A 13237-nucleotide genomic window follows, 5' to 3' on the forward strand; every position below is an offset into this window, starting at 1 on the left:
GACGCGGGCCCCGCGCAGTCGTCCATCGGACCCACCAGGTGCCGATTGCCGACTGAGTCCACCCGTCGAGTGGTGGGTGGTCAGCCGACAAGCGATCCAGCGACCAGGAGACCGGCCGCAGCCACGGGCCCGGCCCGGTCAGGTGGCCCGCGGACGCCGCCCCCGGCGCGGGCGGCCCGAGGACCGGTGTCCCATCCGGCCGTCGGTGCCGCCGGACCGACCCGCGGCCTCCCGACTGCCGGCACCGCTCGGGCGGGACGCCTGCGCGGTCGGCGGCGGTGCGATCGTCACCGGTACACCGGACGGCTCCCGGGCGCCGGTGACCCGGACCAGTTCCGGGTCACCGGGACGTACCCGGGTGGCCTGCGGGCGGATCCCCGCCGTCGCCATCAGGCGGGACACGTCCCGCCGCTGCTCGGGCAGGACCAACGTGACCACGGTGCCGGACTCCCCCGCCCGGGCGGTCCGGCCGCCCCTGTGCAGGTAGTCCTTCGCCTCCGTCGGCGGGTCCACGTTGACCACCAGGTCCAGCCCGTCCACATGGATGCCCCGGGCGGCGACGTCCGTGGCGACCAACGCGGTCACCTGCCCGGTGCGGAACTGCTCCAGGATCCGGGTGCGCTGCGGCTGCGACTTGCCGCCGTGCAGCGCCGCCGCGCGTACGCCCTTGGCGAGCAGCTGCCGGGCGACCCGGTCGGCACGGTACTTGGTGCCCATGAACAGGATGGTCCGGCCCTCCCGGGCCGCGATCCAGCTCAACGCGGCCGGCTTGTCCGCGGCCTCGATGTGCAGGACGTGATGGGTCATCGCAGTGACGGTGGCGGTGCCCGGGTCCACCGAGTGGGTGACCGGGTCGGTGAGGAACCGGCGGACCAGCCGGTCCACGCCGCCGTCCAAGGTGGCCGAGAAGAGCATCCGCTGACCGCCCGGGGCGACCTGCTCCAGCAGCCGGGTGACCTGTGGCAGGAACCCCATGTCGGCCATCTGGTCGGCCTCGTCGAGGACGGTTACGCCGACCTGGTCGAGCCGGACGTCCCCCCGGTCGATCAGGTCGTGCAGCCGACCGGGGGTGGCCACGACCAGTTCGGCGCCGGCCCGCAGCGTCTGCGCCTGCCGGTTCAGCGACAGCCCACCGACCACGGTGGCGCAGCGCAGCCCGACCGCGCGGGCGTACGGGTCGAGGGCCTCGGTCACCTGCTGGGCCAGCTCACGGGTGGGCACCAGGAGCAGGGCGAGCGGACGTCCCGGCCGGGCCCGGCGGCCGGCGGTGCGGGAGAGAACAGGAAGCCCGAAGGCCAGGGTCTTACCGGAGCCGGTTCGGCCACGACCGAGCACGTCCCGGCCGGCGAGTGAGTCCGGCAGCGTGGCCGCCTGGATCGGAAACGGGGCGGTGATGCCCTGGGCGGCCAGCTCGGCGACGAGCGCCGGGGCCAGCCCGGTGTGGGCGAACGACGGGGTGACAGTGATCATATGAGCCTTCCTCGACGCGGCACGTGTCGAGGAAGTGCGCCGGACGGCGCTTATCGACCGGCGGACCCGTCCGCCGGGAACTCACAAGCACGAACCGAGGGGTACGGGCCCGGCCCACCGCCGCGTCGCCGCCTGGTAATCAGGTCGACGGCGGGGCGGGCCGGTCCCGCCACCGCGCCCGGAGGGCGCGGTGGATGGTGCGCGATCCGGGGATCAGAGCGGGCGGATGTTCTCCGCCTGCGGGCCCTTCTGGCCCTGGGTCACGTCGAACTCGACCCGCTGGTTCTCGTCCAGGCTCCGGTAGCCGGACGTCTGGATGGCCGAGAAGTGGGCGAAGACGTCGGCCCCGCCGCCGTCCGGGGTGATGAAGCCGAAGCCCTTGTCAGCGTTGAACCACTTGACGGTGCCGATAGCCATGTTCGTCTCCTTGACGGAACGTCGGGCCCGCACCTGTTGCGGGCCCGAAGAGATACGGACCGCGCGGAACTGCGCGGACCGCCTGTCGCTTCTGGTCGCCCCGCCCGGAGAGCTCCGGACACAACAAAGAGCGCCTGGGGCCACAATCCGCCAGGCGCACACAGAGTCTCTGGGAACCATAACTGCAACGCCACTAAGGTATCACGAATGTCCGGGCCGGCCACCCGCCGCCGTAGTTTCCGGCACCGCGGCGATCAACGCGGTCAGACCGGCCACATCGAGCAGGTCGACCGGTCGGACGGTGACCGCGTCCCGGACGTAGTGGAACGCCGCCCCGACCCGCTCGGCCGGCACTCCGGCCAGCTCCGCCCAGGCCAGCCGGTACACGGCGAGCTGCACCGCAGCCGCCTCGGCGGCGGCGCCGGCCGGCTGTCGGCCGGTCTTCCAGTCGACCACGTCGAACCGGCCGGCGGGGCGGGCGAAGACGGCGTCCATCCGGCCGCGGACCACGATGCCGGCGATCACCGTCGCGAATGGGACCTCCACCTCCACCGGCACCCGGTCGGCCCACTCACTGACCAGGAAGCGCTCCTGGAGCTCGGCCTGCGCCTCGTCCGGCGCGGCGTCGGCGTCCGCCGCGCCGGGCATCTCGTCGACGTCGAGCAGCCGGTCGGCCCCGAAACGCTGCTCCAGCCAGGCGTGAAACGCGGTGCCCCGCCGGGCGTACGGGTTGGGTTCGCTGGGCAGCGGGCGGCGCAGCGTCCGGGCCAGGCCGGCCGGATCCCGACGCAGCGCGACCAGCTGGGTCACCGAAAGTTGCCCGGGCAGCGCGACCTCGACCGGGCCGGACCACCGCGTCAGTTCAGCCCGCTCGGCGAGGAGCAGGTCCGCCTCCCGCCGCCACCGCGCCACCTCCGGGTCCCCGGCGGCCGGGTCGGCCTCGCCCGTGGGCGGGTCAGCGGCGTCGACGCCCGTCGGGCCGGTCCCGGTGCCGGCCGGGCGGTCCCCGGCACCGCCCGACAACCCGGCATCGGCCACCGGTCGGCGGGCACCGGCGCCGTCGGCAAGGTACCGCCGGATCAGCGCGGCCGCCTCGGCGAGGGCCGGACGGCGGGCGCCCAGCGGGTCCGCCGGCCACTCCGCCCGCAGCACCACCTCGGTGGTCGGGTTCGCCGCGTCCGGCGCGGGCTCCGCGGTCCACTCGTCGACCAGATGCCCGGCGCCACCGTCGAGGCAGGCGTCGCGTATCTCACACAGCAGCACCGACGGGCCACGTGGACGCTTGGTGCCCTCGCCCCACCAGTGACCGGAGCAGAGCAGCAGCCGGCGCGGCCGGGTCACCGCCACGTACGCCAGCCGCCGTTCCTCCCGCTCGTCGTGCGCCCGCCACGCGTCGGTGAAGTCCTCCACCGCCCGTGCCATCCCGCGCTGCTCCTCGACGTCGGCCAGGGCCAGCGCGGGCAGCCCGTCGGCGTCCCCACGGAGTGGGAACGGCAACACGCCCAGCCCGCCCAGCCAGTGGTCGGAGTTGCGCACCGGGCCCGGCCACACTCCGCGGCTGAGCCCCACGACCGCCACCACGTCCCACTCCAGGCCCTTGGCCGCGTGCGCGGTGAGGATCTGCACAGCTCCCTCGACGACCTCCACCTCGCCAGGGGCGAGACCGCGCTCCTCGTCCTCCGCGGCAGCGAGGTAGGCGAGGAACGCGGTGAGGGTCGCCCCCGGGGTCTCCCCGCTGAACCGGGCCGCGACGTCGCCGAGCGCGTCCAGGTGACCCCGGGCCAGGCCGGCGTCGCCGGCCCCGTCCCGGCCGGCCCGCACCGCCACTTCCACGTCGAGACCGATGGTGCGCTCCACGTCCGCGATCAGATCCGGCAGGGACTGGTCCAACCGGTACCGCAGCAGCCCCAACTCCCGGGCGTACGCGCTCAGCCGCGGGTAGCCCTCCGCCGAGTACGCCTGCGCCGGGCCGAGATCGGCGAGCGCCTCCACCAGCGTCGCCTCGTCCAGCGCGTCCGGGACGATCTCCGGCTCGTCGCCGGCCGCGAACCGGCGGCGGGCGGCGGCGATGGTCCGGGCGCGCCGGTGCAGGGCCACCAGATCGCGCGGTCCGATCCGCCAGCGGGCACCGGTCAGCAGGCGCAGCAGCGCCGCCCCGTCGGTCGGGTCGGCGAGCACCCGCAGGGTGCACACCACGTCGCGGACCTCCGGCGTGTCCAGCAGGCCGCCCAACCCGACGACGTCGACCGGCAGGCCCCGCGCCCGCAGCGCCGACTCGATCGCCGGGATCTGACTGCGCAGCCGCACCAGCACCGCCGTGGTCGGGCGTGCCGCCACCGGAATGTGCTCGGGCAGCGCACCCGGGGTTCCCGCCGCGCCCCGCCAGGCGCGCAGCACACTGTCGGCGATCCAGTCGGCCTCCTCGGCGTACGTCGGCAGCAGCGCGCAGTGGACGGTGCCGGCGGCGGCGCCGCGGGGGCTGCGGTGCGGGATGGAGTCCTTGACGCTGCGCGCGGCGTGCAGTTCCGGCACCCGGGCCCCGGCCGCGCGCAGCGGCGTCGCCAGAGCGTTCGCCACACCGAGGATCTCCGGCCGGTTACGCCAGCTGGTGGTGAGGCTGCGCACTCCGGCTGGGACTCCGTCGGCGCGGGCGAACTCGGCGGGGAACCGGTCCAGGGTGCCGGCACTGGCCCCACGCCAGCCGTAGATCGACTGGCAAGGATCACCGACGGCGGTCACCGCATGCCCCCCGCCGAAGAGAGCGTTGAGCAGCACCACCTGGGCGTGGCTGGTGTCCTGGTACTCGTCGAGTAGCACGACCCGGTACCGATCCCGCTCGATCTCGCCAACCGCCGGGTGGTCTCGGGCGACCCGGGCGGCCCGGGCCAGCTGGTCGGCGAAATCCATCGCCTCGAAGTCGTCCTTGCGGCGGGCGTACGAGCGCACCAGCGGAAGCAGCTTCAACCGGGTCCGCTGGAGCGCCAGCGCCCTGCGTACGTCGGCGTACACCCGGCCCGGCCGGGCCTGCACCTCGGCGAAGAACCGGCCGGTCCAGGCGGCCAGGTCGTCCGCGTCGACCAGATGCTCGTCCAGCTCGCCGGCGAGGGCCAGCACCGCGTCGGTGATCGTGCTCGGCATCCGGTCCACGTCGGACATGTCACCGTCGTAGTTGCGCACGATCAGGTCCATCAGCTGCCAGCGGGACGCCTCGGTGAGCAGCCGGGCGGACGGCTCGTACCCGGCCCGCAGGCCGTGTTCGGTCACGATCCGGCCGGCGTAGGAGTGGTACGTGGAGACGGTCGCCTCGCCGGACAGGGGGTCGTCGAGCGGGTCGCGCCCGCGCCGGCCCATTCGACGGGCCAGCTGGTCGAGCCGCGTCCGTACTCGATGCGCCAGCTCCCCGGCGGCCTTACGGGTGAAGGTGAGCCCGAGCACCTGCTCCGGCCGGACATAGGAGTTGGCCACCAGCCAGACCACCCGGGCGGCCATCGTCTCGGTCTTGCCCGAACCGGCGCCGGCCACCACCAGCAGCGGCTCCACCGGTGCGGCGACGATCGCCGCCTGTTCCCGGGTCGGTGCCGGAAGCCGCAGCAGCTTCGCCAGCTCGACCGGGGTGTACCGGGGGCCGGCGTCGGCCGTCCGGGGGGCCGGGGCCGCGGCGCTGAACAGGGTCGGCTGGGTCACCGGGCTACCCTCGTCCGCGACTGTGTGGCTGGCAACACTCACTCCCCCGGCTCTGCGGTCGCCGGCCCGGTCGGCGGTTCGACGACCTGGCGCCCCTGCCCGGACACCGGGCAGCTCGCCCGCACCGGGCAGACCCGGCACTTCGAGTTGGCGACCGCGGCGAAGGTCGCGGCGGCCATCGTATCGGCGGTCCGCCGGACCAGGGCGGTCGCCCAGCCGGCCCCCGCCCCGACCGCCGGCTGGGTCTGCTCCTTCGCGTCCTTCGCGCCGGTGCCGAGTTGCACCAGCGCGGCCCCGCCGGACTCCTCACCGAAGTCCGCGAACGCCCCGGCCTCGACCGCCGCCTGGTACGCGCCGAGCTGCGGATGCTCGGCGAGGTCCGCGGCGGTCACCGCAGTGGACTTGCCGGTCTTCAGGTCGATCACCACGAGGCGGCCGTCCGCGTCGACCTCCAGCCGGTCCACCCGGCCGACCAACTCGACCGGCCGGCGCGGATCGTCGAGCCGGACGGCGAACTCGTGCTCGATGGCGAGCAGCCGACGCGGGTTGGCCGCCAGCCAGCGCAGCAGCTTGTCGACCATCGCCTCGGCACGGGCCCGCTCCGGACCGGCCATCCAGCGAGCTGCCAGCTCGATCGCGTCGAAGCGGGCCGCGACGTAGTCGAGCAGCGCCTCCCGGTCCGCGCTGGCGTCCTCGGCGAGCATCGCGGCGGCGTGCACGAGGTTGCCGACGCCCTGGGCGGTCCCGGCCGGGGCGCTCCCGCCGTGGCGTTCCAGCAGCCAGCGCAGGCTGCACCGCAGCGCGCTCTCCATCGCCGACGGGGTGACCCGGACCGGCTCCCCCTCGTCGATCAGTGGCCGGTCGTCGGAGAGCGGGCGCAGCCCCCACCAGTCGTCCGGATGCGCGCCGGAGACCCCGGCGGCCGCCAGGTGGGCCAGCTCGGCCGCCGCCGCGTGCCGCCGGGCGACCGACGCGGCCGGGTCGGTCACCGCGGTACGCAGTTCGGCCACCAACGACGCCAGGGTCAGCGCCCGGGGCGGCCGGCTCACCGGCAGCGTGGTCGCCCGCTCGGTCTCCCCGCCCGGTCGTGGCCCGTCGCCGGTGGGCGACCCACCGGTCGGTCCGTCGTCTTCCGGCGGGTCGGTCGGACCGAGTTCGTAGAGGAACCGGCTGGGCTGCTCCTCATGGTCGTCCCCGCCGACCGCCGCCGAGGCGACCGCGCTGACCAGCAGCCGACGCCGGGCGCGGGACACCGCGACGTGAAACAGCCGGCGCTCCTCGTCCAGCAGGGCCGAGGTCTGCCCGACCACCGTGGCGAGCCGACCCTCGCCGGCCGAGCGCCCGGCGAGCACGTCGACGAGGCGCTCGGAACCGAGCAGGCTGCCACGCAGCCGCAGATCGGGCCAGACGCCCTCCTGCACCCCGGCGACGGCGACCAGGTCCCACTCCAGACCCTTGGCGGCGTGCGCGGTGAGCAGCCGAACCGCGTCGCCCCGGTCGGCGGTCGGGGCGAGCGTGTCCGCCGGCAGGTCCTGCGCGAGCACGTGGTCGAGGAACACCTCGGTGCGCGCGCCGGGCAGTCGGTCGGTGAAGCGGGCGGCGGCGTCGAAGAGCACCATCACGGCGTCCAGATCCCGATCGGCCGCCTCAGCGCGCCGACGCCGCGCGATGTCGCCCTCGCCCGTCGCCGCCGGGGTTCGGGTCAACGCCGCCGACCACAGCTCGGCGAGGCCGCTGGTCCGCCAGACCGCCCAGAGCACGTCCTCGACGGTGGCGCCGGGCCGGGACGCCGTTTCCCTGGCTACGGCGAGCAGGCCGGCCACCGTCTGCGCCGGCTCCGCCCAACGGCGATCGATCCCGGCCAGCTCGGCCGGATCGCGCAGCGCCTCGACAATCAACTCGCCCGACGGGCGGCGGTCCCCGGCGGCCAGCGCCATCACCCGTAGCCCCTGCCGCAGTCGCCGCTCAGCAAGCGGGTCGGCCCCGCCCAGCGGCGAGTGCAGCAGGGCGACGGCGGCTTCCTCGTCGAGCCGCTCCGGCTCCAGCGCAGCGCGCAGCAGGAGCAGCAGTGGGGCGACCGCTGGCTGTAGGTGCAGCGGCAGGTCCTCGCCGTGCACCACGGTCGGCACGCCGGCGGCGTGCAGGGCGCGGCGCAGCGAGGGCAGCTGCCGCGCGGTGGACCGCACCAGCACCGCCATCTCCGACCAGGGCACCCCGCCGAGCAGGTGCGCCTCCCGCAGCGCGTACGCCAGCCAGGCCGCCTCGCTGCTGGCCGAGCGAAACGTGCGCACCTCCATCGTGCCGCCGGCGGCGGGCAGCGGACGTGCCCGGCGGTGTGCCCCCGGACCACGCAGCCGGCGGGCCAGCCGGGCACGCGCCGCCAGCAGCCGGGGACCGGCCCGGTAGGAGGTGGTCAGGATGACCTGGGCGGCGGGTGCCCCGGTGGCGGTGCGGAACCGGTGCGGAAAGGCCAGCACGCCGGTCGGGTCGGCGCCACGGAAGGCGTACGTGGACGAGTCGGGATCGGCGAAGGCCACCAGGGTCCGGCCGCCACCGGCCACGGTGGCCAGCAGATCCTGCTGGGCGGGGTCGGTGTCGGCGTACTCGTCGACGTAGACGTACGCCAGCCGGCGCAGCTCGGTGTCCTGCAGCTCCGGGTCGTCGAGCAGCATGCCGGTGGCGGCCCGGACCAGCTCGGCCGGGTCGTACGCGATCGAGCCACGGCTACTCACATCGCGCAGCGCGAGCACGGCGACGTACTCCCGGAGGAAACGCGCGGCGGCCGGCCAGTCGGCCCGGCCGAGCTTCTCCCCCAGCCGGGCCAGCTCGACCGGGCCGACACCGCGCTCGGCGGCACGCATCAACAGGTCACGCAGCTGCGCCGCGAAGGCCCGGGTACGCAGCGCCGGGCGCAGATCCTCCGGCCAACCCACGGGATCGTCGCCCGGCTCCTCGCCGACCAGGTCGAGCAGCTCGCGGATGATCAGATCCTGCTCGGGGCCGGTGAGGAGCCGGGGCGACGGCTCGCCGCGCTCGGCGGCCGCGCGCCGCAGCAGCCCGAAGGCGTACGCCGGGAAGGTGCGCACCAGCGGCTCCCGCAGCACCCGGTGCCCGGCGCTGGCGACCCGGGCCTCGATCTGCCGACGCAGCGCGGTGGCCTGCCGGCGGCCGAAGGTAAGCACCAGGATCTGTTCCGGATCGGCTCCCTCGGCCACCCGGGCGGCGACCGCCTCGACCAGGGTGGCGGTCTTGCCGGTGCCGGGGCCGCCGAGCACGAGCATCGGCCCATCGGTGTGTCCGACGACCTCCGCCTGCCGCGGATCGTCGACCCGGGTGCTCGCTCCCGCCGGCCCGCCGGACCGGCGGTCCACCTGGGCCGCGTCGGCGGGCCGGCGCACCAGCCGGTACGCCTGCATCCCCCCATCCCACCAGACCCGGCCGACACCGGGGCCGGGCCCCCGCCCCGCCACGCCGCCCGGAGTGCTGGGCGGAGCACGACGTGGCACCGGCTCCGCCGGCGGGCACCGCGGTCCCCGGCGCGCGGTGCGGGTCGGCGCCGGTCGCGATCCTCAGGACAGTCGGGACTCCAGGACGTCGAGGGCGGCAGGAACGGAATCGACGACCGTGAGCAACGCGAGGCCGGCCGGCTTGAGGAAGGTCTGGCCGGCGAGGCCGCCCAGCCAGTCGAGCAGCGGACGGTAGAAGCCCTCGGCGTCGACCAGCACCATCGGCTTTGCGTGTCGGGCCAGCGTGGCCGTGGTCCAGACCTCGAAGAGCTCGTCCAGCGTGCCGAGGCCACCCGGAAGCGTGAGGAACGCGTCCGACTTGTCGATCATCAGCGTCTTGCGGTCCGCCATCGACTCGGTGACCAGCAGTTCGTCCGAGGCGAGGTCGGCGACCTCCAGGTCGACCAGGTTCTGCGGGATCACCCCCAGGGTCCGCCCGCCGACGGCCCGCGCGCCGGCCGCGACCGCGCCCATCATCCCCACGCAGCCGCCGCCGCTGACCAGGGTGTGGCCGCGCCGGGCAAGCTCCGCGCCGGTCTTGGTCGCGAGGTCCAGCCAGCGCTGGTCGAGGGTGCGGGAGGAGGCACAGAACACGCAGATCGCTGCCACGGTCAGCTCCGACCGCCCTCGTCGGAAGCGGCCCGTCGTTCGGCGGCGGCGATGGCGCCCGCCTCCTCGCGGATCGCCTCCTGCTCGGCGCTGAGCGCCGCCTCCGTCTCGACGATGTGCCGGACAGCCGTGTTGACGTCGTCGGTCAGGCAGAGCAGTTCCAGGTCGACCGCCCCGATCTTGCCGTCGGCCGCCATCGTGTCACGCAGCCAGTCCAGCAGCCCCCGCCAGTAGTCCGCGCCCATCAGCACCACCGGGAAACGGGTCACCTTGCCGGTCTGTACCAGGGTGAGCGCCTCGAACAGCTCGTCCATGGTGCCGAACCCGCCGGGGAGAACCACGAATGCCTGGGCGTACTTGACGAACATGGTCTTGCGGGCGAAGAAGTAGCGGAAGTCGATCGCCAGGTCGACCCAATCGTTGAAGCCCTGCTCGAAGGGCAGCTCGATGCCGAGCCCGACGGAGAGACCACCGGCCTCGTTGGCGCCCCGGTTCGCCGCCGCCATCACACCCGGTCCGCCGCCGGTGATGACCGCGTACCCGGCCCGGGCCAGCGCGCCGCCCAACGCCTCGGCCATCCGGCACTCCGGGCTGTCCGACCGGCTGCGGGCCGAGCCGAAGACACTGACCGCCGGTGGCAGGTCGGACAGCGTGTCGAAGCCCTCGACGAACTCGGAGAGGATCCGCAGCGCCCGCCACGCGTCCCTGGTCTTCCAGTCGCTGCGCTGCCGCGAGTCGAGCAGGCGCTGGTCGGCGGTGCTGCCGGTAATCGACGCGTGGCGCAGCGCGACGGCGCTCCGGTGCCGATCCCGCCGCGGCTCGCGCTCCGCTGCCCACCCGTTGCTCTCACCCATGTGAGCAACCGTAGTGGAGGCGCATCCGCCGGGAGCGGACGGCGAGCCGGCTCGGAATGTTTGTCGTGATCAAGGGCAACCATCTTGGTTGCCCGTACGTCCTACTATTCACATACCGGGTATGCCTCGGCGCGCCTTCGGGGGGAGGAGCCAGCATGATCAGCAACAACGAGATGGTCCGGATCCGCCGTCAGATGCAGCGGCGGATCCAGGACGTGGTGGCCGAACGCCGTCGCACCCGCCTGATGGAGCCGCCCACCCGCGACCGGGCCGGTGACCCGACGGAGTCCGGCGGCGGATCCGCCCTGAGCAGGACAGCCTGACACCCACCTGCCGCCGGCCGGGCGGGTCGAGGTGCCCCTTTCGACCGACAAGCGGACGGGGTGGAGAACGGGCCTGATCAGGCGGGGGCCAACCAGCGGTGGAGGGTGGCGATTCCGTCGCGGATCTTTCCGATCTCGACGTGCTCGTCCTTGTGGTGAGCCAAATTCGGGTCACCGGGGCCGAAGTTCAGCGCCGGCACGCCCATCGCGGCGAACCGGGCGACGTCGGTCCAGCCGAGCTTGCCGATCGGCGCCGCCCCGACGGCCGCCAGGAACTCCCGCGCCGCCGGGCTGTCCAGCCCCGGCGCCGCTCCCGCCGCCGCGTCGGTGACCGCCAGGTCGAAGCCGGCGAAGACATCGCGCAGATGGGCTTCCGCCGCCGCCGGATCACGGTCCGGGGCGTACCGATAGTTGATCTCGATCTCGCATCGGTCCGGAATGACGTTGCCCGCCACCCCACCGTTGATCCGGACCGCGTTCAGCCCCTCGCGATAGTCACAGCTATCGATGGTCACACGGCGCCCCTCGTACGCCGTCAGCCGGCGCAGCACCTCGCCCGCGCCGTGAATGGCGTTCACCCCGTGCCAGGAGCGGGCCGCGTGGGCCCGCTCGCCGTGTGTGGTGACGATCGCCCGCATGGTGCCCTGGCAGCCGGCCTCGACGATCCCGTACGTCGGCTCCAGCAGGACCGCGAGGTCGGCCCGGAGCCACTGCGGGTGCGCTTCGGAGACGAGGAAGAGACCGTTGTACTTGGACTCGATCTCCTCCGCCTCGTAGAAAAAGTACGTCACGTCGTACCGCGGCTCGGGCAGGGTCACCGCGAGGTGCAGCGCGTACGCCACACCGGACTTCATGTCGGAGGTGCCGCAGCCGTACATGAGGTCGCCGCGTACCGTCGCGGGGAAGTTGTTGTTCAGCGGAACCGTGTCGAGGTGTCCGGCGAGCACGACCCGCTGCGCGCGACCGAGGTCGGTACGGGCCATCACCGTGTTGCCGTGCCGGTAGGTGGTCAGGTGCGGCACCCGGCGCAGCACCTCCTCGACGCAGTCGGCGATCGCCTTCTCGTCGAGCGAGACGGACTCGATGTCGACCAGTGCGCGCGTCAACGCCACCGGATCAGCCAGGACCTCGGGGGTCAGCGGGTTCTCCATGGATCGCACGGTACCGTCACACCCGTGAGCGCGAGGAGCGAGCTTGCGAGCCCCGCAGCCGCGAACGAAAGGTAGACCCGTGAGCGCGAGGAGCGAGCCTGCGAGCCCCGCAGCCGCGAACGAAAGGTAGACCCGTGAGCGCGAGGAGCGAGCCTGCGAGCCCCCGCAGCCGCGAACGAAAGGTAGAACAGTGACGTCCGCAGCATCCGCCTGGGGCATCGGCCTGGCCACCGTGACGACTGACGATCTGGTGCTCGACACCTGGTACCCGACCGGAAAGCTGGGCCTCGGCGACCTGCCGCTGATCCCCGGCGAGGACGAGGCGGACGTCCTCGACCTACCGCCGGGCGCGGTCGGTGATCGCGCACTGCCGAATCTGCGGACCGTCCAGGTGGTCACCGTGATCGGCGCGCTGACGGGTCCGATCAAGGACGCCACCGACGCGTACCTCCGGCTGCACCTGCTCTCCCACCGGTTGGTGCGGCCCAACGAGCTGAACCTCGACGGCATCTTCGGCAAGCTGGCCAACGTCGCCTGGACCTCGGCCGGGCCCTGCCCGCCGGAACGGGTCGACGAGCTGCGGGTGATCGAGCGGGCCGCCGGCCGCCACCTGGCCGTGTACGGGGTGGACAAGTTCCCCCGGATGACCGATTACGTGGTCCCCTCCGGGGTGCGGATCGCCGACGCTGACCGGGTGCGGCTCGGCGCGCACCTTGCCGCCGGCACGACGGTGATGCACGAGGGCTTCGTGAACTTCAACGCCGGCACGCTCGGCACCTCGATGGTCGAGGGGCGGATCGTGCAGGGCGTGGTGGTCGGCGACGGTTCCGACATCGGCGGCGGCGCGTCGATCATGGGTACCCTCTCCGGCGGCGGCACCGAGAAGATCCGCATCGGCGAGCGGAGCTTGATCGGAGCCAACGCGGGCGTCGGCATCTCCCTGGGCGACGACTGCGTGGTGGAGGCGGGCTGCTACGTCACCGCCGCGTCCAAGATCTCGTTGCCGGACGGCCGGGTGGTCAAGGCCCGGGAGCTGTCCGGGATCGACGGTCTCCTCTTCTGGCGCAACTCGGTGACCGGCGGTCTGGAGGCGAGGCAGCGCACCGGCAGCGGCATCGAGCTGAACGCCGCCCTGCACGCCAACGACTGACCGGCCGGCGCGCCGCGGAGTGCGACAGCGGTACACGTCGGCGCCGTAGCCACCAGGGACCACTACCCCGGTT

General features: G+C 73.9%; 9 protein-coding genes. 2 read left to right on the forward strand and 7 right to left on the reverse strand.

What is annotated here, in order from left to right:
- Nucleotides 1-138: 138 nt before the first annotated feature.
- The 6 genes from QTQ03_RS14050 to QTQ03_RS14075 form a co-directional block, all read right to left on the reverse strand.
- Entirely contained in the window at nucleotides 139-1470 is a 1332-nt protein-coding gene (locus QTQ03_RS14050; RefSeq protein WP_289278416.1) for a DEAD/DEAH box helicase, read from the reverse strand.
- A 213-nt stretch (nucleotides 1471-1683) separates the two neighbouring features.
- Nucleotides 1684-1887 carry a cold-shock protein gene (locus QTQ03_RS14055; RefSeq protein ID WP_289278417.1) on the reverse strand — a complete coding sequence of 68 codons (204 nt, stop codon included), beginning with the start codon at nucleotides 1885-1887 and terminating at the stop codon, nucleotides 1684-1686.
- A gap of 201 nt (nucleotides 1888-2088) precedes the next feature.
- Nucleotides 2089-5571 carry an ATP-dependent helicase gene (locus QTQ03_RS14060; RefSeq protein ID WP_289278418.1) on the reverse strand — a complete coding sequence of 1161 codons (3483 nt, stop codon included), beginning with the start codon at nucleotides 5569-5571 and terminating at the stop codon, nucleotides 2089-2091.
- A 38-nt stretch (nucleotides 5572-5609) separates the two neighbouring features.
- Nucleotides 5610-8987, reverse strand: coding sequence for an ATP-dependent helicase (locus tag QTQ03_RS14065; RefSeq protein ID WP_289278419.1), 3378 nt, complete (start codon nucleotides 8985-8987; stop codon nucleotides 5610-5612).
- A 153-nt stretch (nucleotides 8988-9140) separates the two neighbouring features.
- Nucleotides 9141-9686 (reverse strand): LOG family protein, encoded by a 546-nt coding sequence (locus QTQ03_RS14070; RefSeq protein WP_289278420.1) that lies wholly within the window; start codon nucleotides 9684-9686, stop codon nucleotides 9141-9143.
- A 2-nt stretch (nucleotides 9687-9688) separates the two neighbouring features.
- The gene (locus QTQ03_RS14075; protein ID WP_289278421.1) at nucleotides 9689-10540 is read right to left on the reverse strand and encodes an LOG family protein; all 852 of its coding nucleotides are present in this window, start codon (nucleotides 10538-10540) and stop codon (nucleotides 9689-9691) included.
- A 155-nt stretch (nucleotides 10541-10695) separates the two neighbouring features.
- Between QTQ03_RS14075 and QTQ03_RS14080 the strand changes: the two genes are divergently transcribed.
- Nucleotides 10696-10863, forward strand: coding sequence for a hypothetical protein (locus QTQ03_RS14080; protein ID WP_289278422.1), 168 nt, complete (start codon nucleotides 10696-10698; stop codon nucleotides 10861-10863).
- Nucleotides 10864-10940: 77 nt separating this feature from the next.
- Here the strand turns inward: QTQ03_RS14080 and dapE are convergent, their stop codons facing one another.
- Nucleotides 10941-12014: a succinyl-diaminopimelate desuccinylase gene (gene dapE / locus QTQ03_RS14085; protein ID WP_289278423.1), complete on the reverse strand. Its 1074-nt coding sequence runs from the start codon at nucleotides 12012-12014 to the stop codon at nucleotides 10941-10943.
- A 190-nt stretch (nucleotides 12015-12204) separates the two neighbouring features.
- Here dapE and dapD point away from each other — a divergent pair, with 190 nt between their 5' ends.
- Complete coding sequence (gene dapD / locus QTQ03_RS14090; protein WP_289278424.1) at nucleotides 12205-13164, forward strand: 2,3,4,5-tetrahydropyridine-2,6-dicarboxylate N-succinyltransferase; 960 nt, start codon at nucleotides 12205-12207, stop codon at nucleotides 13162-13164.
- The last annotated feature ends 73 nt before the right edge of the window (nucleotides 13165-13237 follow it).

This window comes from Micromonospora sp. WMMA1363 (assembly GCF_030345795.1).
GTDB lineage: Bacteria > Actinomycetota > Actinomycetes > Mycobacteriales > Micromonosporaceae > Micromonospora.

Excerpts from the sequence above, each read along its gene's own strand:
- QTQ03_RS14050 (WP_289278416.1), bottom strand. The coding sequence starts at position 1,470 with ATGATCACTGTCACCCCGTCGTTCGCCCACACCGGGCTGGCCCCGGCG.
- QTQ03_RS14055 (WP_289278417.1), bottom strand. The coding sequence starts at position 1,887 with ATGGCTATCGGCACCGTCAAGTGGTTCAACGCTGACAAGGGCTTCGGC.
- QTQ03_RS14065 (WP_289278419.1), bottom strand. The coding sequence starts at position 8,987 with ATGCAGGCGTACCGGCTGGTGCGCCGGCCCGCCGACGCGGCCCAGGTG.
- QTQ03_RS14075 (WP_289278421.1), bottom strand. The coding sequence starts at position 10,540 with ATGGGTGAGAGCAACGGGTGGGCAGCGGAGCGCGAGCCGCGGCGGGAT.
- QTQ03_RS14080 (WP_289278422.1), top strand. The coding sequence starts at position 10,696 with ATGATCAGCAACAACGAGATGGTCCGGATCCGCCGTCAGATGCAGCGG.
- dapE (WP_289278423.1), bottom strand. The coding sequence starts at position 12,014 with ATGGAGAACCCGCTGACCCCCGAGGTCCTGGCTGATCCGGTGGCGTTG.